Here is a 20853-nt window from a genome sequence, read left to right as displayed (position 1 = left end):
GCTTTAATTTTACCCCTCTTTTGATTATCCATCAATTACTATCCAGAACTCAAAGACATTCATTAAGTTGTTTCATATCCCCTTGCTGCTGCACTTGCTTGTGCAAACTAATTTTGTCGCCCACTTCATACCCGGAATTAAAACCCGCCTCGCTGCTGACTTGAGAATCTGTTCTCGTTCTAATTTTAACCCCTCGGCCCTCTAGATAATCCGCGATCGCCTGTTGATTTTTCTCAAACATCGATCGCACTACAATCCCTGGAGTCGCCGCCGCATCCCCCGAACCCGGAATCCCCGACTCTTCCATCTCCTGTTTTTGTTCCAACAATCTTTGTCTCAACCTCGTCGCGCATCCAATGCGAAAAGCATTCAGATACGCCAATCCCCTCCCGTTCCCTTTGCGGTATTTAGCCCTTTTTTCAATCGCAGAACTCAAATACTCGTACAGGTGTTTGCAAACAATCAGGTTTGTAGAAGTTCCCACCAAAAACATACTGCCCGTATAAGTATTTCGCATGGCCTCGCACCCGTTAGCGTCGGCAATTCCCGAAAGCAGCATCATTTTCCAAGTGACAAACTTAGATGTTGTTTCAACTGAGTTTTCGTCAATCTCTTCTTGGTGATTTGGCCCTAAATCCGCGAGGCTGAGATTGTACTGTGCCAGTAAAAGGGAAGCTTTTTCTGCCGCCGCAGTCGATTCGTTTTCATTGGATGAGGTGGCGAGGGCTAAAAGCTTTTTGATTCTTTCGACAATACTTGTGTCTGCCATTTTTCAATCGGTTTTAGGGTGAGATTCAGTTGACAGTTGACCTGGGATAGCGACCTCTACCTGGAAGGAAGAGGATTGGAGTAATGAATAGTCTTCTTTTAATTTCTCCCTACAAGGGAGAGGCTTTAAACCAATTCTTTCTGGTAAATTCCCATTTTAGTATAGCGTGCAATGTGCGATGTTTTTTCAGGAGAATTTAATTTATATAAGAGGCTTTTTTTGAACCGCAGAGGGCGCAGAGGGCGCAGAGAGAGAAACAAAACAGTAGACTTATTTTTCTGTAAACTCTTGTGGGGTGGGCTTTGAGCCGCGCCCTAAAAGTTAATTTTAAATGCAGAATAACTTACTATTCGAGGACTTCCAGGACTGATTTGGGTAACAATTTATCTTTAAACCAGACTACTTTTGCTGGCACATCTTTTACATTCACCCCGGCTTTTTCTAAATTCAGCCGTTCGGAAATAGCTAAAATCAAGTTATCGCATTCAGACTTCTGTACTTGTGCAAATTTCTTTTGCAAATACTCCGGTCGCCAATAGCCAACTATTTCTAATAAAAATACTCGCCCGTCGGGATGCACCAACCGAAAGTCGGGAATCATCACACTACCAGGAATGGGAATTAAATCAACTTCTCGCTCTAGTTGCCACTCGGTTTTTGTGGAATTCCATCTTTCCGCAAATGCGGCTTCTAACATACTATCATAAGGCTTGCCAGGGGGATAGTGGCTGACTAAACCGCAGTCGGAATTGAGGGTGAATTTACCTGTTTTCAAAACGCCACTAAAAGGGTCTTTTGTGTGCAGTGTCGAGTGCATACTCCATTTGGTGACGTGCAGCAGTGCGGGCAGCATTTTCGCGAGGGCTAAGCCGTAGCGGGTGCTGGGTTTGAATAAGCTTGTAGGGCCGTCTATTGTCAGTGTAAAACCGTGGTCTGCATCGCCTTCGATGTAAGTCATTAATTGAAATAGTTTCAGATAGCGAAATAAGAGTTTGTATTCTCCTGGATCGTTGCGGTGGGCGGTTAATTGGACTTGACTTGCTCGGTAAAATATGCCTTGAACTTGAGAAAGATTGTATTTGTGAAGCAAGTTTTCGGGTGTTGGTGCATTAAACTCAGTGAGGATTTTGTTTTCGTTTAAATCGGCGTATAAACCTGTAGTGATTTCGCTGGGTAAAACTTCTCTGTTTAACTCTTGGCTGAGTTCAGTTGCTACTTTTTCCAGGGTTAATTGGGTGGATTGAGGGCTGGGAGTCGATCGCGCAGACAAGGCAAAAACCCGCTGTCTCAACTCTGATGGTTCTAGGGGACTGATGACTTCTAAGGTGCAGAAACCGCCTTTCAGCAGGTGCGCTAATCCCCGTTTCAGCCGATAATCCGGGCTGTCGCCTTCTAATTCTAGCAAGCGTCCGTCGAGTTCGCCTTGGGTTTTGCCGATCGACTCTTGGAAGCAGTAGATCATTTCTGTCGCTGCTTCTAAGTTTTTAGCATCTATCTTGAGGCGGAGAGGAATAATTGATTCTCCGTTTTGGCGGTGACTTAATAAATCAGTTGGTAACATAAGCAGTGAAAAGTTTTACTCAATTCTTCGTTCAACAATCACCATAACCCCCCTAAGTTTTCCCTCTTCTGTCAAGCTTTGGGTAGTCCGAATTCGCCGATCGTAACTGACAAGATGGATTGTTTCAACCGCCCTCATAAAGCCAGTTGCTTTGTCCCATACTTGAAAAATTATCAATTCATCTCCAACTTCTGTCGCTAGTGTATTGTAGTTGGAAAAAACCGAGTCGAGACCTTCAATTTGAACTTGCCCTTCACCGACAACATGACCCACAAAATTTTGGGTTTCACTCTTGCCATTGGCATAAGTTTGAAGGTTAGTTTGCCTCCATTGGTTGTCAACTATTTTCTGGGTCACCACTGCTATAAAACGCCGGGTTTCTTTGCAGTCGGCATCGAGGATTGTCCAGTCTCCCTCCCAAACTCCTGTATGTTTGGGGAAGACTTTAAAGTTACTTAGTTGTGCAGTTTCGGTCATTTTCACGTAATGTAAATTAATTAATATTAAGATTATACCCTGAATTGGTCAATCTTCAATATTCCTGGGAATTATCATTGTCTTCTCCCCATTCTGCTGGGGATTCGGCTGCTTTTTTCGTCGCCTCCCGGTTGACTCCGTAAATAGATTTTAGATTTTAAATAGACATAGGATTGCTTTAATTATATAACCATCCTTTCGCTAAGACTTCCCATCCCACAACTAAGTTGTTTAAGCTTGCTACCAGGGAATTTCATCATTGTCTTCTCCCCATTTTGCGGGTGATTCTGCTGCTTTTTTGGTTATCTCTCGGTTGACTCCGTAAATCGGTGTCGGTTTGACAGTTTCTAATTTCTGATATTCTGGCTTTGGCGGTTCTATTTGTGTTTGTGGTTGGGGTTTGTGAGGCTGCATTCCTCCTCGGCGGCGCTGAGAAGTTCTTTCTTCGCTGGTGTCTTCGGTGACGACTTCGTAGAGAATTGCTAACTTATTTACATCGCTGCTTTTGCGGAGAACTCGACCCAATCGCTGAATGTATTCGCGTTCGCTGCCCGTACCTGACAGTATAATAGCAATTCGGGCGTCGGGAACGTCCACTCCTTCGTTGAGGACGTGGGAGGCGACGAGGGTTTTGTATTCGCCGCTGCGAAATTTATCGAGGATTTCGTGGCGTTCTTTGACTGGGGTTTGGTGGGTAATTGTGGGGATGAGAAATTCTTGGGAAATTCGGTAAACTGTGGCGTTGTCTCCGGTGAAAATTAGGGTGCGCTGGGGAGAGTGTTCTGCTAGTATTTGAGCTAAGATTCGCAGTTTGCCTTCGGTACAAAGGGCGATTTCTTTGGCTTGGCGGTGGGCTAGCATGGCACGCCGTCCCAGGGGCGATCGCGCGCTTGCCATGATAAACTGTTTCCAACCATCCAGGCTGGATATTCTGATGTTAGACTGTTTTAAGAAGTCGTTGCGAATGTTGATTAATTCGGCGTAGCGATCTCCCTCTTCTTTTGACAGTTTTACCATGATTTGAACTATTTTATGGTTTGCTAAAGCATCGCCTGCCAAATCTTCTGGTCTTTTGCTAAATACTGTCGGGCCGATCAGAAAATGCAAATCGCTGTGGCGGTTATCTGTGCGATCGGGTGTAGCTGTCAGTCCGAGTTTAAAAGGCGCGATCGCATATTCGGAAATTACTCGATAAAAGTCAGTTGGCAAATGGTGGCATTCGTCAAAAACTAGCAAACCGTATTTATTGCCCAAGGTTTCTGCATGAATACTTGCACTGTCGTAGGTTGCCACTAAAATTGGCGTTTTGTCTCGCGAACCTCCGCCCAACAATCCGATTTCGATATCCGGGAAAGCTGCTTTTAAATTAGCGTACCACTGGTGCATTAAATCGAGAGTTGGTACTACAATTAATGTACTGCGACCAGTGACTTGCATGGCTAATTGTGCCAGATAAGTTTTGCCGGAAGCGGTGGGGAGGACAACTACTCCTTGGCTTCCTGCTTCCTGCCAAGCTACGAGGGCTTGTTCTTGATGTGGGTAAGGCTGCATTTCCACGCTGGGTACGAGTTCGAGTAGTTCGTATGCCCTAGCTTCGTCGGTGAAGTGAATGCACTCGGCTTGGAGGCATTCTACCAGCGGGCGGTAGTGAATCGCTCGAATGCGGAATTTTTCCACGCGATCGTCCCAAGTGGCAAAGTCCACCCAGTCTCTGCCTTTGGGCGGCGGGTGCAGCAATAGAGTTCCGCGATCGAATGTTAAAGTAGGTATCCGTGGCATTTTTTTTAGAGACCTGAGTCGCTGCTGTTAAATTATAAATGACCGATCGAATATATTGACAGCAGACTTTCTTTAGGCTAATTTTTTAATAAAGTCTATTAGACTTCGGCAAAATAGAAATAGACGCGCGATCGCTTGAAGGTTAGAATATAATTTTACATTCAAAAATATAAGCCAACTCCTGGAATAGATAGAAAAACATCCGCAGTGCAAGCGGCCGGGGTGTTGATTTTTAATGACTGCATGAATTGGTCAGTATGCGAAATCTTACCTTACGGTGTGGCGAGAGCGGTCAATGAATTTTGAGCAAATAACAGGGAAATAGTATTTTTGGCACTTCAGTCTCTCGGCTATCGCGATATTGCGATAGTAAAAAACACCGGCGAAAAGGAAGTGCGGGTTAATTTGCAAGAAGCTCACTCAGAATTAGAGAGCTTGCAGCTTCAGATCTAACAACTAATGTTAGAATTAGAGCGAGCTAAAAATACGATCGACCTTGTGGGAAATGATCTATTTGGGAAAGTGCGATCGCAGTGGCTGAAAATTAAAAAAATGTTCGCCCGCACAGCATGATTTCCAAATCTAGTATCTCCAAATTCCTCTAGAAGCCAGACTTATTGGAAAAGTCGGGGGCTGTAAACGGGGGGTTCAAAATCAAACATCTAAAATGGTATTGTAAAACATGATGCCGATCGGATTATTTCTAAGCTAGAGTCGAGGTAGGGCTTAGATTAGAGGTTATAGATGGAAATAGGCGTCCCCAAGGAAATCAAGGATTTAGAGTTTCGAGTCGGGCTCAGTCCCACAAGTGTCCGGGCTTGTTCGGACAAAGGTCACGTAGTTTTCGTGGAAACGAATGCTGGTGCTGGGGCCGGTTTCGCGGACGAGGACTACGTTGAAGCAGGGGCTAAGATTGTCTTAAAGGCTTCAGATGTCTGGAATCGCGAACTAATTGTTAAAGTTAAAGAACCGCTGCCTGCTGAGTATCCCCTGATTGAAAAAGAGCAGTTGCTGTTTACATATTTGCACTTGGCGGCCGATCGCACATTAACCGAGCATTTAATCAGCAGCGGAGTCCAGGCTATCGCCTACGAAACCGTCGAACTCCCGGACAGAAAATTGCCGCTGCTGACGCCGATGAGCATTATTGCAGGGCGTTTGTCCGTGCAGTTCGGAGCTCGGTTTCTGGAACGACAGCAAGGTGGTCGGGGCGTACTTTTGGGCGGTGTACCGGGCGTAAGACCGGGTAAAGTTGTGATTTTGGGCGGTGGCATTGTCGGCACAGAAGCAGCCAGAATTGCTGTAGGAATGGGCGCGAGAGTGCAGATATTAGACGTAAATGTCGATCGCTTAGCTTACTTGGAAACTGTATTCGGTTCCAGAGTAGAATACCTCTACAGCAGTCCTTTGCAAATTGAAGCAGTTGTTCCCGATGCTGATTTGTTAATCGGCGCGGTTTTGGTCTTAGGTAAAAAAGCTCCGGTGCTGGTTTCTCGCGAATTTGTTGCCAAGATGCACCCCGGTTCTGTGATTGTTGACGTAGCCGTTGACCAAGGCGGCTGCGTGGAAACTTTGCGGGTAACTTCACACACAAATCCTACTTATGTTGAGGAAGGAGTCGTGCATTACGGCGTGCCGAATATGCCCGGTGCTGTGCCTTGGACTGCGACTCAAGCTTTGAATAACAGCACTTTGCCTTATGTTTTGCAGTTGGCAAATAACGGGATTAAAGCTTTGGAAATGAATCCGAGTTTGGCGAAGGGATTGAACGTGCAGAATCACCGATTGGTGCATCCGGCCGTGCGCGAGGTTTTCCCCGATTTGGCCGATTAGATTCCCCTTGTTTAAGCAAATCCCCTAGGGTGCGTCAGATCAAAGCTTGTGGATTATTAATAACCCGACGCGATCTGACGCACCCTACTCAACTACACAGCGTTTTGCGATGTTTGGCTAACAGTAAATCCTCGAAACTAAAGCATTTCTCAACCCGAACCGTAATTTGTGCAAAATATTACTCGCAGCTCACAAAAAAATAAATTCCCTAAAACACTTGACAGATTCGCGAACTTATGGCAAAGTATTAATTCGTGACCGATGCGGAACTGGCGGAATTGGTAGACGCGCATGATTCAGGTTCATGTGGTGCAAGCCTTCCGGGTTCAAGTCCCGGGTTCCGCATTCCCAAGGCAGAAGGAAGTTTGGGGTTAACCCGATACAGGCAATAACCCCATTCGCTCTGCTGAATTAAACAATGCTGACAAGTATTCAAAACCCCCTAGTTAAAGAAATTCGCAAGCTGCACAGCTCGAAGGGACGCAGGGAACAACAATTATTTTTACTCGAAGGGACGCACTTACTCGAAGAAGCTTGCGCTGCCAAATACCCGCTAGCAACGGTTTGCTGCACTCCCGAATGGCTGGATCAGCACGGGGAACTTTGGCAGCAAGTTGGTAATTTAGCCGATCGCACAGAATTAGTAAGTGCAAAAGTATTAGAGTCGATCGCCACTACAGTCCAACCCGACGGCATTGTCGCCACCGCACCCCGCACCGCAACAGAACCCGCAAAATTGTCAACTTTAGGAATAGCCCTAGAAACAATCCAAGATCCCGGCAACTTGGGGGCGATCGTCCGCACGGCTGCGGCTGCTAATGCTGACGGTTTGCTGTTGAGCGCAGACAGCGCCGATTTAGACCATCCAAAGGTGCTGCGAGCCTCCGCAGGAGCTTGGTTTAAACTGCCAATGGCAGTCAGTCCAGATTTAACCGCCGAAGTCTCCGGGTATAAAAATCAAGGAATGCAAATTTTAGCAACCGTCGCCGGGGCCAGTTTAAGTTATTGGGAAGTAGATTTGCGAGTGCCGACTCTGATAGTTTTGGGCAACGAAGGCTCTGGTTTGTCGGAAGAATTGAGGAGTTTGGCCGATCGACAAATCCAAATCCCCCTGAGTCGTGGCGTAGAATCTTTAAATGTGTCGATCGCCGGAGCCCTCATCTTGTACGAAGCTCAACGGCAAAGAAGTCATTAGTTATTAGTCATTAGTCATTATCTGTTGGGGCGGGTTCATCAATATCTGTAACTTCATATTCAGGGTATTGAAAAGCTGTTGGGCATTTAAATTGTATTTTTTGTATTTTTTTCTTGCACTGTGCCAAAAGGATCAAATTCCCTCCCATCTCCCCCTCTCCCCATTCCCCCCATCTCCCCCTCTACCAATCTACCCCTCTGAGATGTGGCGGATGTTGTTTATATTGATGCAAACTGTAAAGCCAGGAAAGCGGGTACTCTCGTATCAACAGTCCAGGCTGGTATGAAATAAATATGAAGAAGTGTAGCCAAGTGCTCTCACAAATGTTAAGATTCTTAACATAACGTAGTATTGTGCACGCCCCAACCAAAACCTAACCTGAGACGGTGCTGACTGGGAGTAGTAGCTAGCTACCATAAAATTAAGCCTCTTTAAATGGAAGGAAAGCGCAAGTCCCCGCCCGCTTTCCTTCCCAGCTAAAGCTAGGGGTTTGCGACTACCGCAAACCTTTAGAGGCACAGATCCTCAGCGGGAAAAGCTCATGAAAACTCTTAAGTCCTCAGATACAGATTCTGTTCGCGCTTACTTGCGGGAAATCGGCCGCGTTCCCTTGTTGACCCATGAGCAAGAAATACTCTACGGGAAACAGGTACAGCGCTCAACCGCACTGCATCAGGAGAAAGATATTTTAGCCGAAGAGTTAGGCCGCGACCCGACGGCGGCTGAATGGGCACAGGCAGTTGGGCTGTCTGAGGCACAGTTGCAGCGGACGATCGAGCACGGGGAAAGGGCAAAACGCCAAATGGTGGAAGCGAATCTCCGCCTGGTAGTCTCTGTTGCCAAAAAATATATCAAGCGCAACGTAGATTTACTGGATCTAATTCAGGAAGGCACGATCGGGATGCAGCGGGGAGTAGAAAAATTTGACCCCACTAAGGGCTACAGATTTTCTACTTATGCTTATTGGTGGATTCGTCAGGCCATTACTCGGGCCATCGCCGAAAAAGGTCGCACCATCCGCTTACCGATCCACATCACCGAAAAGCTCAACAAAATTAAAAAGGCTCAGCGCCAACTTGCTCAACAGCTCGGTCGCGCGGCCACGGCTGCTGAATTGGCATCAGAGCTAGAATTGACTCCCAAACAGATTCGCGAATATCTCGATCGCGCGCGCTTGCCACTTTCCCTGGACTTGCGCGTGGGAGACAATCAAGATACAGAGTTGGGCGATTTGTTGGAAGATACGGGTACTACGCCAGAAGATTTTGCCCTGCAATCTTCCCTGCGGACTGACTTAGATCACCTAATGGCGGAACTGACTCAGCAACAGCGAGAAGTGCTCGCCTTGCGGTTCGGTTTAGAAGACGGGCAAACCTTAACTTTGGCAAAAATAGGCGATCGTCTCAACATCAGTCGGGAACGAGTGCGGCAAATAGAACGGGAAGCTTTAACCAAACTCCGCAAGCGCAAGCAAGATATCAACGATTATCTAGCCAGCTAGGTAGATTGGGGATTGGCGATCGGGTTCCCCCCACTTGCAATCCCCAATCTAAAATCGTAAAAACCGCCGCTTTTAATTCGGTTGTGCCCACTTGGTTGCTATGACTGTCCTGCTACATTAGTAATTACTTAGTAATAAAGATCAGCAGCCATCAGATAAGGGTTATTTAATTTAAGGGCCCGCGTCTAACATAACAAGCTGTGTCTGAAACGGAGGTACTCGTGAGCAACTCATCTAATAAATCCCCAGAATTCTTTGAAGAAGACGGAGAAAATACCAACTTATTATGGCAATACGTGCAGTCGATGGCTCCCGACACAGTTTCTCAGTTGTCTAAGCCGACTTCTCACGAAGTGTTTCAAGTAATGGAGCGAAATATTGTTGGACTTTTGGGGAATTTGCCTTCGGAACACTTCGGGGTGACAGTGACTACCAGTCGCGAACATTTGGGTAGATTGCTCGCCTCGGCTATGATTAGCGGTTATTTTCTCAAAAATGCCGAACAGCGAATGACTTTTGAAAAGTCGATACAAGCCAGTGAGAGACATGGCTCGGACGATTAGTAGATTCTTAACATTTAAGTGATCCAAGTGTCAAGCCCCCCCTCGCAAGATGGGGGCTTAATATTTTAGATTTTAGATTTTAGATTTGAGATTTTAGATTTGAGATTTTAGGTTTGAGATTTGAGATTTTAGGTTTTAGATTAAATAATTGAATAATTATTGATATTATTCTTAAATTCTCAATACCCAATACCCAATACCCAATACCCAATTAATATGTCTCTTCCTCCTTTTGCCCACAAAGTTATCGGCGTTGCTGCAATCTGGAATGATCGCAAACAAATTTTGATTGACAAGCGCCGACAACATGGACTGCACGGGGGTTTCTGGGAGTTTCCGGGCGGAAAAATAGAGCCTGGGGAAACAATCGAAGCTTGCATAAAACGGGAAATTATGGAGGAGTTGGGGATTGTCGTAGAAGTTGGCGATCGCTTGATTACAATTGACCACGACTACACTAAATTTACAGTTAGACTATACGTGCACCACTGCCGCCACGTCAGCGGGGAACCGCAAACGATCGAATGCGATGAAATTCGCTGGGTGACACTCGACGAAATTGACCAATTTACTTTTCCCAAGGCAAACGCACAGATTATTGCTGCACTGCGGAAAAGTTGAACTGTAATATAAAATTCGGTTGCAACTGTCAACTGTCAACTGTCAACTGTCAACTATTTTTGGACGGGCAGAGTAAAGTGAAAACAACTGCCTCTATCGGGTACAGAGTCTACCCAAATTTGACCGTAGTGGGCGCGGATGATGCCTTGACACAGAGACAGTCCAATGCCGTAACCGGCTGTTGATTTATCTCGCTGCAAGCGAAAGCTGTCTTCAAAAATGCTCGCGCAATCTTCTTCAGGAATTCCCGGGCCGCTGTTGCAAATGCTGACTTGAACTTTGTAAGCGGTGCGGTGGAGAATTGAAAGATTAACAGTTCCTTGGTCTGGGGTGTACTTGCTGGCGTTATCAAGCAGGTTGACAATGACTTGTTTGATGCGATCGGGATCGGCATAAACCAAGGGCAAATCTGCGGGAATGTCTGTTTCTAAGTTCAGACTTTTCGCCTGAAATTTGTCTTGAAACTGCAAGATTACATCTTGACAAATCGCCCCCAGTTCGATTCTTTTGGGTTCAATGTGGAGTTGAGCGTTGGTACCCCGGGCTGCTTGCAGGATATCTGTAATCATACGATCGACAATTCCGATTTGGCGGCGGGCTTGTTTCATCAAATGAGCCGCCAGACTCGGTGTCAACCGCGACTTTTCCCCCTCTTTTACCTTCTGACTTGACTCCAAAGTCTCCAAAGCCAAAGATGCAGCCGTCAAGGGATTACGCAAGTCGTGAGCTAGCATCGCAATAATCCGGTCTTTCAACTGCAACTGCTCTTGCAGGTGTTCTTTTTCCTGTTTGAGGCGAAAAACTTCATCGGAAAGCTGCACAAGTTCGGCCGCGCAAGCAACGGAATAGATTGGTTTTGGGTCAGTCAGGCTTTCAGCAAGAGCTGGGGCAGACTGTTGTTGAGCTGCGTATTCCTCTACAGAACGCTTCCAGCGGGGCCACCAGTGTTCGAGTTGGGCGATCAAATTGCTGCCGGCGAGAGTTTGTCGCGGATCGGGATGAATTTTGAGCAGCGAGGGAGTGGCTACAAGTTTAAAGTGTTCGGCTAAATCGGGCTGTTCTCCTACGTCGATGATTTGAAGATCAAAGTCGCACTCTGCCTTCAAATCCTTTAGGGACTTGCGGATGTGTCTGGTCTGTTCCCGGGAAGAGGAACGCTTGTCTACAAACAGCAAAAGCTGTAAAAGCGGTGCGGAATTGGCCGCCTGTTCGAGAGAACAGTCAGTGCCGCTGGTGCCTGGTGTTGGATGGACGCTGTTGAGCTTTTCGATCGGGTGAAAATAATTGAGCATTGCCGAGCCGAGTTATTTCACTTCTACTTTAATTTAATACTTACTTTAGATTTATGCTATTGTCCGATAATTTCATTACAAGCGGGCAGATGATATTTTTGAGATGGAAGAAAAATGAGTCGCGGCGGGTGGTGGTTCAAGTGGCGGCCGCCTTTTTTGTGCTGTGCCTGTTGCTGACGCTGCACCGCTACTACAGCTTTTACGCTACTTACGACCAAGGCATTTTCAATCAACTTTTTTGGAATGGCACTCAGGGTCACTTGTTTGAGAGTTCCCTCTCTTCGGCTTTGTCCACTAATGTGGTTCACCAAAACCAGCTCCCGTCCGTATCTTACTACCGGTTGGGGCAGCATTTCACCCCGGCGCTAATGCTGTGGCTGCCAATTTACTCGCTGTTTCCCTCGCCCGTCACTTTGACGGTGTTGCAGGTGACTTTAATTACGGCGGCTGGAGGAGTGCTCTATGCTCTCGCCAGACACTATCTGGAACCGAGGCTGTCGGCGACAATTGTTGTGAGCTATTACTGCGCTAACGCGGTCATCGGCCCGACTTTGGGCAATTTTCACGATATTTGTCAAATGCCGCTGTATGTCTTTGGCTTGCTGCTGGCGATGGAGAAGCGCTGGTGGCCGCTATTTGGGATTCTGGCAACTTTAATTTTGGCCGTGCGAGAAGATGGGGGAGTTGTTTTATTTGGGGTCGGAGTTTACCTGATTTTGAGCCGGCGCTACCCTTGGACTGGTTTGGCTGTCTGCATACTCAGTTTTGGTTATATGATTGTCCTGACCAATCTGATTATGCCTTTGTTTTCTGCTGATATATCCCAGCGGTTTATGATGGAGCGATTCGGCCAATATGCCGATGGAGATGAAGCTTCAACTCTTGAAATTATTTGGGGAATGGTTAGCAATCCAGGGCGGTTGGTGGCTGCATTATTTACGCCGTTTTTTGGTAAGATTAGATACCTGCTTGGCCAGTGGTTGCCATTAGCTTTGGTGCCAGCTTTCGCGCCTGCGTCTTGGATGATAGCTGGATTTCCGCTGCTGAAGCTATTTTTAGCGAAAGGAGAGTCAGTGCTGGCGATTAATATTCGCTATGCGATGACTGTGGTTCCAGGGCTTTTTTATGGGGCGATTCTGTGGTGGGCCCAGCGTCAAAAGGAAGAAGATAGAATGGTGAGAGAGGAAAGAATGTTTTTGCGTTTTCCTTCTGCTTTATTTCCTCTGCCTTCCTCTTCAAAATTTCGCCGCTTTTGGGCGTTTTGCCTCTGTTTGTCGCTATTTTTTACCTTCACTTCTAACCCAAATCGGACTTTTTCTTTGATTTTGCCCGATGCGATCGATCCTTGGGTGCAGGTTCCTCTCGTCAGACAATGGCAGCACGTTTTGCAAGTGCGGCCGCTATTGGCTCAAATTCCTGCTGATGCTAGCGTGGCAGCGACGAATACTATTGTGCCGATTTTGTCAAGCAGGCGGGAAATTCTCAGGTTTCCGATGTTTGAACTCCGCAATGATGCGGGGAAGGCAGTGAAGATGCAATATGTAATTGCCGATCTGTGGCAGTTGCAGCAGTATCAGGCTGCGTTTCGCGGGGAACGGGGACAGTTGCGGGAGATCGTACCGGCGATCGATCGAATGTCCAAATCGGGAGATTACGGCATTGTTGGCTTTGAAGACGGCGCGATTTTGATGCGTCAGGGTGCTGTTTCTAATTCTGCATCTGCTGCTGCTTGGACCCGTTTTCGCGGCGAATTGGAGCCGATTTTGAAGAAACGGTAAGCGGGTAGTTACGATCGCCATTGCTTCCTTCAGTGGCCCAAATCTTGAGGAAACCTGTTTTTTTGAGGTAATGGCGATCGAGCAATTTCATGCAAAAACCAGCTTTAGGCATGATTTTCTGTCTTTGTTCCTGCCAAAAGTCAGGCATTGGGCATCAACTTGCGGTCTACTTAAATTTAAGGGTGATCATTATACAATAAATCTGTTAACTCTAAACATTAAGTTATATAAATTTTTTGGAGGGAGAAAGATGAAAATTTTGGTATTGGCATGGGAGTTTCCTCCCAGAATCGTAGGCGGTATCGCCCGCCACGTATCGGAACTATATCCAGAATTGGTGAAGCTGGGGCACGAAATTCACTTAATTACAGTAGAGTTCGGGCACGCGCCGATGTACGAAGTGGTAGAAGGAATACGTGTGCATCGGGTGGTGGTGGGGCACGCCAGGGACTTTTTTCACTGGGTGGCGAACCTCAACCAAAGCATGGGCCACCAAGGCGGGAAACTGATGCTTGAGGAAGGCCCCTTTGATATCATCCACGCTCACGATTGGTTAGTGGGAGATGCGGCGATCGCCCTCAAGCATACCTTTAAAGTACCGCTAATTACCACCATCCACGCCACCGAATACGGGCGCTTCAACGGCATCCACAATGAAGGGCAGCGCTACATTAACGCCAAGGAAAACGACCTCGCTTACAATTCTTGGCGAGTAATTGTTTGCAGTGATTATATGCGGCGGGAAGCCGAACGGGTACTAGCGACTCCGTGGAACAAAATAGAGGTAATTTACAACGGAATTAGACCCGATAAAAAGCCCCGTTGGCACGAATTTGATGCGATGGATTTCCGCCGAAGGTTTGCTGCTGACGATGAGAAAATTGTCTATTATGTAGGAAGAATTAGCTATGAAAAAGGCATTGGTGTATTTCTAAATGCGGCACCTAAAGTAATTTGGGAAATGGGGGGTAAAGCGAAAATTGTAATTGTTGGCGGCGGCAATACAGACCATCTTAAACATTTAGCTTGGCATTTGGGAATTTGGAATAAGTGTTATTTTACTGGGTTCATGTTTGAGGAACATCTCGACAAATTCCAGACGGTGGCTGACTGCGCGGTTTTCCCCAGTCTTTACGAACCTTTTGGGATTGTAGCGTTAGAAAGCTTTGCTGCAAGAGTGCCTGTGGTGGTTTCGGATGCGGGCGGACTTCCAGAGGTGGTGCTGCACACTAAAACTGGCGTTGTTACTGAGGCAAACAATCGGGATTCTTTGGCCTGGGGAATTTTGGAGGTTTTGAAAAATCCGGGTTACGCGCAGTGGTTGGTTGACAATGCTTATCAAGATTTGGAACGCCGGTTTAGTTGGCCGAAGTTGGCGATAGAAACCCAGTGGGTTTATGAACGGGTGGTGGAGGAAAGGGCTGAGGTTGATTGGTAAGAATGCTCTTTTTTGACAGTTGACGGTTGACTGTTGACAGTTGACGGTTGACGGTTGAGAGTTGACAGTGAGTCGAATATCAACTTTTTTGGTGCAAATCTTAAGAATTTGTAACACAATGATAGAGACACTCGAACTTACTTTGAGTGCACTCGGAAGATTTAAAGGGAATTAGCATCTTGAATATTTTTAGGGAAATCGATCCCCAACCCAGACGCAGCTTACTGATTTTATTCACCGCAGGCCTGCTATTCTGGTCGAGTTTGGCTTCGCTACTGCCAACTTTGCCGCTGTATGTTCAATTTGTGGGCGGCACAAAACAGCAAATTGGCTTTGTGATGGGTGCATTTGCGATCGGGCTTTTGCTATCGAGGCCGCCGTTGGGTAAAATAGCCGACAGCAGGGGGCGAAAACAAGTTTTGCTTCTAGGCGCGTCAGTCGCGGCGATCGCCCCTTTGGGCTACCTGTTAGCTCAATCTATCCCCTTACTGTTACTTATTCGCGTTTTTCACGGCATTAGTATCGCCGCTTTTACTACAGCTTACAGCGCTTTGGTAACAGATTTATCGCCGCCAGGAAAGCGGGGCGAATTAATTGGTTACATGAGCTTGGTGAATCCTATTGGTCTAGCAGTTGGGCCGGCTATTGGCGGATTTGTGCAAGCTTGGGTTGGTTATACTCCTCTGTTTGCGATGTCGGCGGCGTTCGCTGCAACGGCTGTATTTTTTACCTGCCAAATTGCGGAACCTAATTTTGCAGATTTAACACTCTCGGACTCGCTATCTGAGGACAAAAATAGCCAAAAATACTGGGAAATGCTCTGGAATCCGAGAGTGCGGATTCCGGCTTTAGTGTTATTGGTGGTTGGTTTAGTATTTGGAACTTTGAGCACTTTTATGCCTTTGTTTCTCCAAGAAACTAAGACTAATTTGAATCCAGGATTATTTTATTCGACGGCGGCTATCGCCAGTTTCGGTATACGGCTGCTCACGGGACGGGCTTCCGACAAATACGGTCGTGGCTTGTTTATTTCTGCAGGCTTAATCTGTTATGCCGTGTCGATGTTATTGTTGTATTTTGCTAACACCAGCAGTGCTTTTTTAATCGCCGCTTTGGTTGAAGGTTGCGCGGGCGGTACGGTTTTGCCGATGATGGTAACGCTGATGTCGGACAGGTGCGAACCTCATGAAAGGGGCCGCTTATTTTCGCTTTGTATTGGCGGATTTGATTTGGGCATTGCGATTGCGGGGCCGACTTTAGGCTTTGTGGCTGAACAAGTTGGCTACAGAAATATGTTTGGTTTTGCGGCTGGACTCGCTGGTTTGGCTTTGCTGATTTTTATTACTCAGTCTAGCAAGGGCTTGTCTAATTCGATGAAATTTGCGATCGGTCGAGGCAAAGATATTTATGCTTTGCATCAGTAAACGTACCCAATTAAAAAAGTTCTGAGTTTTAAGTCGTGAGTTGAATTAATTTCTTAATTCAACACTCAAAACTCAAAACTCAGAACTCACAGCTTATAACGTTTTTAAATGGGCTTGGAGGGATTCGAACCCCCGACCTCATGGTTCGTAGCCATGCACTCTATCCAACTAAGCTACAAGCCCCTGTTGAGTTAAGATTTAATCTAAAATTGATTAAGTTCTTTTCTCACAGAATCTAACAGTAACACCATTACCAAAATAATGCAAGACCTTTCGCAAACTTTTTCTAAATTGCCCGATGCGGCACAACTAACTCACCTCAACAACAGCGGTGAAGCCCAAATGGTGGACGTTTCGGCGAAAGTGCCCACTGTGCGGCAAGCTGTGGCGGCTGCCAGGGTGCGTATGCTGCAGGAGACGTTTGCGGCGATTGAAGCGGGGAATGCGCCGAAAGGTGATGTATTGGGCACTGCAAGGCTGGCTGGAATTATGGCGGCGAAACAGACGGCGCATTTGATTCCTCTGTGCCACCCTCTGCCGCTGAGTAGTGTGGAAGTGCAGGTGATGCCGGATGCTGGGTTGCCGGGGTATCAAATTCGAGCGACGGTGAAAATTAAGGCGGAAACTGGGGTGGAAATGGAGGCGCTGACGGCGGTTTCGGTGGCGGCGCTGACTTTGTATGATATGGCGAAAGGATTGGAAAAGTCGATCGCCATTGAGTCAATTCGCCTGGTGAGTAAAAGTGGCGGCAAGTCTGGAGACTATGAAAATGTAGAGGCATAAGTTTCCTGCCGAAAGAGGGATGCAGCATTCAAAAAGCGGCACTTATGATTAAAATAGGCACTGAACTACTAATATCAAGTGAAAAACTATGCCTCCTCGTTGGCCCCGCAAACCCGATCGCAATGATCCAGAGTACCGCCGCTTAGATGACCGGATGAATTTTGCCATCCACGTCGGTCTTTTTTCTGCTACCAATTCAGGTTTGTGGTTTGTTCACAATTTGCAAAAGGCTGATTGGCCTTGGGCAATTTCGGTAACGGGTGGATGGGCTCTAGTAGTTTTGGCCCACGCGATTTACCATTTTGCGATCGCCGATTATTCGCCACTCACCAAAGATTCTGGCTGAAGGCAGTTGGCGGCGATTTGTTAAGTCTTTTGATTGATAACAAATAACTTTCGGCTTTTTTGATATGGCTAATACTACACAGGCGATCGAATCCTTAGCAGCCGAAATCGGCGAAAATGTCTACATTGACATTGCCAAGTGGCATTTGTATCTCAATGATGCCCACCTGCATACCGTTGTTGCCCAACAACTTTATTCAATGCTGGAAGATGGGAATTTAGATGCTGACAAAGTTGGACAAGTTTTGCAAGGAATTCCAGTCAAGTTGGGCGGCGGCAAGCGGGAAGTGCCACTGGCAGATTTAATTCCGATGCAGTGTCAAGTTCAATTGATGGATGTTCTTGAGGAATTTCAGCGGAAGATGTAAAGTAAAGGGCGGGTTTTGTACGCAGATTGTGGGCGTTGTGTCTGGTATTTCGCCCTTAATCCGCCCCGACAATTTTATTTGCGAAAACGCCCCCGAATGCGATCGACAAACATATCAACTTCTGGCAACTTCATCTGACTGACAAACAGGGCAAAAACTCCTAACCCTACAAAACTTGCCACACTCAACTGCACTAATTGAATTACCAAACCTTCAGTACCCAAAACTCTTTGACAGGCTTGCAGAGTAGCCAAGGTAACGAAAGCAGTTAGACAACTGCCAGAAGTTAACCCGAGAAAAGGTAAACTCCACTCCCCCCAAGGCAGACCACCCAGCTTTTTATCTAATAAGTACAAAAGCATAATCATCGAAAGAAGATTCACTCCCACCGTCGCCAAAACTAATCCGGGCGCGCCAAAAGCCCCTACTAATAAATAATCCAGCAGTCCGTTCAAAAAGATATTGATAATACTGATGCGAAAAGGCGTTTCTCCGTCTCCCAAAGCGTAAAATACCCGTACCACAACGTCGCGTCCCAAATACACAAACATTCCAATACTGTAAGCCATCAATATCGGCGTGACAAACAGCGAGGCCTCTCGATCGAAAGCATAGCGTTCGTAAACCACGCGGACAATCGGCCCAGCAAGTGTTACCATTAAAGCGCTCAGCGGCAGCATCGTAAGGGCAGTCAAAACTAAAGATTGACGAATTCGATCTTTTAATTCCGGCCAATCTTTTGGTTCGGTGAGGCGAGAAAATATGGGTAGAAATGGCACTAAAATTACATTAGAAATAATGCCTAAAGGCGTCATAACTAACAAACCGCTGTAACCCAACGCAGAGGCAGCTTGAGGGATGTAGGATGCGAAAAATAGGTCAGTATAAACATTAATTTGCAGCATTCCTGATGATAAGGTCGCAGGAACCATCACCTTAATTACTTCTTGCACTCCCGGCCGTTTAAAATTAAACCGCAAGCGCAATGTTCCCAAGCCGGCGCGCCACTGCGCCACCAGTTGCACCAACCATTGCAAAACAGCACCCGCTAAAGTTCCCCAAGCTAACACTAAGCCACCAATTAGTGCGGATTCTGGCTGAATAATTTTGTCTCCGAGTTGCAGTGCGAGAATACCCAAACCGCCGACAAGTGCAACGCTGGAAAATAAAGGACTAATCGAAGGCAGCCAGTACATATCGGCGGCGTTAAGAGTGCCGAAACCAATGCCGATTAAGCCTGAAAGTAAGGCCATCGGCGCCATAATCCGAAATTGTTGGACGGCTATTGCTTTGATTTCAAAACCTTTGGGTGTTCCGTTTAATCCCGGTGCCACCAAATCGATCAGCGGATCGGCAAAAATAATTAAAGCGATCGTCACCAACAGCAACAAGCCCCCGACTAAGGTGGTGATAGTCTCGACTAAGGGTGCTGCTTCTTTTTTATCCCGGCGGGCTAAAACACTGACTATGGCGCTGTGAAATGGCCCGTTAATCCCTCCGAGCAAAATAAATAAGAAACCAGGGATGACGTAGGCGTAGTTGTAGGCATCGACGGCGACACCGACTCCAAAGGCTGCGGCGATCGCAATTTGGCGCACCAATCCAAAGACTTTGCTAATTAGAGTGGCGACTGCGACAATGCCGGCAATCCCTGCGAGGGAACGAGAGGGCTTCTGTAATTGGGACACAAATGGTTACAAACGCTAATGCTAAAAGGATTCACTTATTTTAATCGCGAATCGGGAGAATCATATCATGAACTCATAAAACTTCTAGGGGGAATTGCGCTTATACCAATTTTATCGATATTACTCACTTGCGGAAATTCAATAATCGATCGGGACTATTCGTCCTAACTACAAACCGCCGTTTCGTGCTATGATGCGTGAATCTACAATCTACCATCTACAATCTACCATCTAAAAATGATGAAACAAATGAGTTTATAAAAGCAGATAAATAACATATAGTTGATAACTTATTAGCGATTGTGTTAGCTCCCAGACTTATATAAAAAGTGCGGACCCATGTATTCGGTTATAGGTAAAATCTACAATCGAGAATCTAAAATCTAAAATCTAAAATCTAAAATCGAATGACTGGCTTAATTTACAAATATCCTCCTCTTTTACCCGGAATTATCATCAAACGTTACAAGCGATTTTTTGCCGAAATAGAACTAGATTCGGGAGAAATAATCACCGCGCACTGTCCGAATACTGGCCCGATGACTGGTGTTTACATTCCGGGCAACCCCGTGCTAGTATCTCCCAGCGACAATCCTAAACGCAAGTTAGCTTATACTTGGGAATTAATTAAAGTTTGCGACACTGTGCCAACTTGGGTGGGAGTTAATACTGGGCTGCCAAATCGAGTAGTTAAATTAGCTTTGGAATTGAAATTGTTTCCAGAGTTGGGCAATTACAGTTTAATTCAACCGGAGGTTGTTTACGGCACTGATAAAAAAAGTAGAGTGGATTTTTGGCTAACTGGTGAGGAAAAACCAATTTTTCTGGAAGTGAAAAATACAACTTGGGTAAAAGAGGAGTTGGCTTTATTTCCTGATACAGTGACGGAGAGGGGACAGAAACATTTGAGAGAATTGATGGAAGTGGTGCGGCAGGGTTCGAGGGCTGTAATGCTGTATTTTATTAATCGCGGAGATTGTACTGATTTTGCTCCGGGGGATAGTGCCGATCGCCTTTACGGAGAATTGTTCAGACAGGCGATTAGTGAAGGTGTCGAAGTTTTGCCTTGTCGGTTTGACGTGACGCCAGAAGGCATTCGCTATTTGGGGTTAGCAAAACTGGATCTACTAGCCCCTAAATGATTGATTAGTTTAAATTGCCTGCATTTCTCGATCGATCTCAACACTAGCCACGCCTGGTACGCTCTTTAGTCCTTCTAGCTTCGACTCAGCAACTTCTCCAGTAACGATACCAATCACAGGCAGCACCTCATCTACTTTCATTCCCGCCGATTCTAAGGCAGTGACAACCGATTGAATTACCGATATGTTTTGGTCGTCAACAGTCACTATAATGCGCTGTACTTGTTCGTCAGACATATTTAGCATCCTTTGGAGTAAATCCATTGCGGTATTATAAATTGTCTTCTGTTAGATCC

At 46.3% G+C, this 20853-nt stretch carries 20 protein-coding genes and 2 tRNA genes; 14 read left to right on the top strand and 8 right to left on the bottom strand.

The window, feature by feature from the left end:
* Positions 1-49 precede the first annotated feature (49 nt).
* From QUA42_RS10130 to QUA42_RS10115, 4 genes are all read right to left on the bottom strand, one after another.
* The gene (locus tag QUA42_RS10130; protein ID WP_333137177.1) at positions 50-769 is read right to left on the bottom strand and encodes a DUF2786 domain-containing protein; all 720 of its coding nucleotides are present in this window, start codon (positions 767-769) and stop codon (positions 50-52) included.
* 346 nt (positions 770-1115) lie between these two features.
* A complete protein-coding gene (locus QUA42_RS10125; RefSeq protein WP_333137176.1) occupies positions 1116-2330 on the bottom strand; it encodes a DUF790 family protein in 1215 nt (404 codons plus the stop codon).
* Between the two features lie 15 nt (positions 2331-2345).
* Entirely contained in the window at positions 2346-2807 is a 462-nt protein-coding gene (locus QUA42_RS10120; RefSeq protein WP_333137175.1) for a DUF3598 family protein, read from the bottom strand.
* 240 nt (positions 2808-3047) lie between these two features.
* Positions 3048-4586 carry a DEAD/DEAH box helicase family protein gene (locus QUA42_RS10115; protein ID WP_333137174.1) on the bottom strand — a complete coding sequence of 513 codons (1539 nt, stop codon included), beginning with the start codon at positions 4584-4586 and terminating at the stop codon, positions 3048-3050.
* A gap of 330 nt (positions 4587-4916) precedes the next feature.
* Here QUA42_RS10115 and QUA42_RS10110 point away from each other — a divergent pair, with 330 nt between their 5' ends.
* The 7 genes from QUA42_RS10110 to mutT all read left to right on the top strand — a co-directional run bounded on the left by QUA42_RS10110 (position 4917) and on the right by mutT (position 10299).
* Entirely contained in the window at positions 4917-5039 is a 123-nt protein-coding gene (locus QUA42_RS10110) for a hypothetical protein (RefSeq protein ID WP_333137173.1), read from the top strand.
* Between the two features lie 291 nt (positions 5040-5330).
* On the top strand, positions 5331-6419 hold the full coding sequence (gene ald, locus QUA42_RS10105; protein ID WP_333137172.1) for an alanine dehydrogenase: 1089 nt from the start codon (positions 5331-5333) through the stop codon (positions 6417-6419).
* 263 nt (positions 6420-6682) lie between these two features.
* Positions 6683-6764: transfer RNA gene (locus tag QUA42_RS10100), tRNA-Leu, on the top strand.
* Between the two features lie 73 nt (positions 6765-6837).
* Positions 6838-7614, top strand: coding sequence for an RNA methyltransferase (locus QUA42_RS10095; protein WP_333137171.1), 777 nt, complete (start codon positions 6838-6840; stop codon positions 7612-7614).
* Positions 7615-8155: 541 nt separating this feature from the next.
* Positions 8156-9115 (top strand): RNA polymerase sigma factor, RpoD/SigA family, encoded by a 960-nt coding sequence (locus QUA42_RS10090; RefSeq protein WP_333137170.1) that lies wholly within the window; start codon positions 8156-8158, stop codon positions 9113-9115.
* A gap of 221 nt (positions 9116-9336) precedes the next feature.
* Positions 9337-9678, top strand: coding sequence for a DUF760 domain-containing protein (locus tag QUA42_RS10085; protein ID WP_015174476.1), 342 nt, complete (start codon positions 9337-9339; stop codon positions 9676-9678).
* Positions 9679-9894: 216 nt separating this feature from the next.
* Positions 9895-10299, top strand: a complete 405-nt coding sequence (gene mutT / locus QUA42_RS10080) for an 8-oxo-dGTP diphosphatase MutT (protein WP_333137169.1) — start codon at positions 9895-9897, stop codon at positions 10297-10299.
* Positions 10300-10352: 53 nt separating this feature from the next.
* Here the strand turns inward: mutT and QUA42_RS10075 are convergent, their stop codons facing one another.
* Positions 10353-11591, bottom strand: a complete 1239-nt coding sequence (locus QUA42_RS10075) for a histidine kinase (RefSeq protein ID WP_333137168.1) — start codon at positions 11589-11591, stop codon at positions 10353-10355.
* Positions 11592-11644: 53 nt separating this feature from the next.
* Here QUA42_RS10075 and QUA42_RS10070 point away from each other — a divergent pair, with 53 nt between their 5' ends.
* From QUA42_RS10070 to QUA42_RS10060, 3 genes are all read left to right on the top strand, one after another.
* Positions 11645-13369, top strand: coding sequence for a DUF2079 domain-containing protein (locus tag QUA42_RS10070; RefSeq protein WP_333137167.1), 1725 nt, complete (start codon positions 11645-11647; stop codon positions 13367-13369).
* 250 nt (positions 13370-13619) lie between these two features.
* A complete protein-coding gene (locus QUA42_RS10065; protein WP_333037599.1) occupies positions 13620-14807 on the top strand; it encodes a glycosyltransferase family 4 protein in 1188 nt (395 codons plus the stop codon).
* A gap of 179 nt (positions 14808-14986) precedes the next feature.
* Positions 14987-16231: an MFS transporter gene (locus QUA42_RS10060; protein ID WP_333137166.1), complete on the top strand. Its 1245-nt coding sequence runs from the start codon at positions 14987-14989 to the stop codon at positions 16229-16231.
* A 109-nt stretch (positions 16232-16340) separates the two neighbouring features.
* On the opposite strand, the gene QUA42_RS10055 is transcribed toward QUA42_RS10060, so the two are convergent.
* A tRNA-Arg gene (locus QUA42_RS10055) sits at positions 16341-16414 on the bottom strand.
* Positions 16415-16492: 78 nt separating this feature from the next.
* Here QUA42_RS10055 and moaC point away from each other — a divergent pair.
* From moaC to QUA42_RS10040, 3 genes are all read left to right on the top strand, one after another.
* Complete coding sequence (gene moaC / locus QUA42_RS10050; RefSeq protein WP_333137165.1) at positions 16493-17014, top strand: cyclic pyranopterin monophosphate synthase MoaC; 522 nt, start codon at positions 16493-16495, stop codon at positions 17012-17014.
* Between the two features lie 88 nt (positions 17015-17102).
* Complete coding sequence (locus tag QUA42_RS10045) at positions 17103-17360, top strand: 2TM domain-containing protein (RefSeq protein ID WP_006633890.1); 258 nt, start codon at positions 17103-17105, stop codon at positions 17358-17360.
* Between the two features lie 64 nt (positions 17361-17424).
* Entirely contained in the window at positions 17425-17727 is a 303-nt protein-coding gene (locus QUA42_RS10040; RefSeq protein ID WP_006633891.1) for a DUF3181 family protein, read from the top strand.
* Between the two features lie 74 nt (positions 17728-17801).
* Here QUA42_RS10040 and murJ read toward each other — a convergent pair whose 3' ends face one another.
* Positions 17802-19415: a murein biosynthesis integral membrane protein MurJ gene (gene murJ / locus QUA42_RS10035; RefSeq protein WP_333137164.1), complete on the bottom strand. Its 1614-nt coding sequence runs from the start codon at positions 19413-19415 to the stop codon at positions 17802-17804.
* Positions 19416-19822: 407 nt separating this feature from the next.
* Here murJ and sfsA point away from each other — a divergent pair, with 407 nt between their 5' ends.
* Positions 19823-20557, top strand: coding sequence for a DNA/RNA nuclease SfsA (sfsA, locus tag QUA42_RS10030; RefSeq protein WP_333137163.1), 735 nt, complete (start codon positions 19823-19825; stop codon positions 20555-20557).
* A gap of 9 nt (positions 20558-20566) precedes the next feature.
* On the opposite strand, the gene QUA42_RS10025 is transcribed toward sfsA, so the two are convergent.
* On the bottom strand, positions 20567-20794 hold the full coding sequence (locus QUA42_RS10025) for a hypothetical protein (protein WP_333037580.1): 228 nt from the start codon (positions 20792-20794) through the stop codon (positions 20567-20569).
* Between the last annotated feature and the right edge of the window lie 59 nt (positions 20795-20853).

Source organism: Microcoleus sp. Pol11C2, from assembly GCF_036701505.1.
Lineage (GTDB): Bacteria > Cyanobacteriota > Cyanobacteriia > Cyanobacteriales > Microcoleaceae > Microcoleus.
This window is presented reverse-complemented; position numbering and strand designations above follow the sequence as displayed.

Bases quoted from the DNA above. Each gene is read 5' to 3' on its own strand.
- sfsA (WP_333137163.1), top strand. From the start codon at position 19,823: ATGACTGGCTTAATTTACAAATATCCTCCTCTTTTACCCGGAATTATC.
- QUA42_RS10040 (WP_006633891.1), top strand. From the start codon at position 17,425: ATGGCTAATACTACACAGGCGATCGAATCCTTAGCAGCCGAAATCGGC.
- QUA42_RS10045 (WP_006633890.1), top strand. From the start codon at position 17,103: ATGCCTCCTCGTTGGCCCCGCAAACCCGATCGCAATGATCCAGAGTAC.
- QUA42_RS10025 (WP_333037580.1), bottom strand. From the start codon at position 20,794: ATGTCTGACGAACAAGTACAGCGCATTATAGTGACTGTTGACGACCAA.
- QUA42_RS10130 (WP_333137177.1), bottom strand. From the start codon at position 769: ATGGCAGACACAAGTATTGTCGAAAGAATCAAAAAGCTTTTAGCCCTC.
- moaC (WP_333137165.1), top strand. From the start codon at position 16,493: ATGCAAGACCTTTCGCAAACTTTTTCTAAATTGCCCGATGCGGCACAA.
- QUA42_RS10090 (WP_333137170.1), top strand. From the start codon at position 8,156: ATGAAAACTCTTAAGTCCTCAGATACAGATTCTGTTCGCGCTTACTTG.
- QUA42_RS10115 (WP_333137174.1), bottom strand. From the start codon at position 4,586: ATGCCACGGATACCTACTTTAACATTCGATCGCGGAACTCTATTGCTG.
- QUA42_RS10095 (WP_333137171.1), top strand. From the start codon at position 6,838: ATGCTGACAAGTATTCAAAACCCCCTAGTTAAAGAAATTCGCAAGCTG.
- QUA42_RS10075 (WP_333137168.1), bottom strand. From the start codon at position 11,591: ATGCTCAATTATTTTCACCCGATCGAAAAGCTCAACAGCGTCCATCCA.
- QUA42_RS10125 (WP_333137176.1), bottom strand. From the start codon at position 2,330: ATGTTACCAACTGATTTATTAAGTCACCGCCAAAACGGAGAATCAATT.
- QUA42_RS10070 (WP_333137167.1), top strand. From the start codon at position 11,645: ATGCTATTGTCCGATAATTTCATTACAAGCGGGCAGATGATATTTTTG.
- mutT (WP_333137169.1), top strand. From the start codon at position 9,895: ATGTCTCTTCCTCCTTTTGCCCACAAAGTTATCGGCGTTGCTGCAATC.
- QUA42_RS10120 (WP_333137175.1), bottom strand. From the start codon at position 2,807: ATGACCGAAACTGCACAACTAAGTAACTTTAAAGTCTTCCCCAAACAT.
- QUA42_RS10065 (WP_333037599.1), top strand. From the start codon at position 13,620: ATGAAAATTTTGGTATTGGCATGGGAGTTTCCTCCCAGAATCGTAGGC.
- ald (WP_333137172.1), top strand. From the start codon at position 5,331: ATGGAAATAGGCGTCCCCAAGGAAATCAAGGATTTAGAGTTTCGAGTC.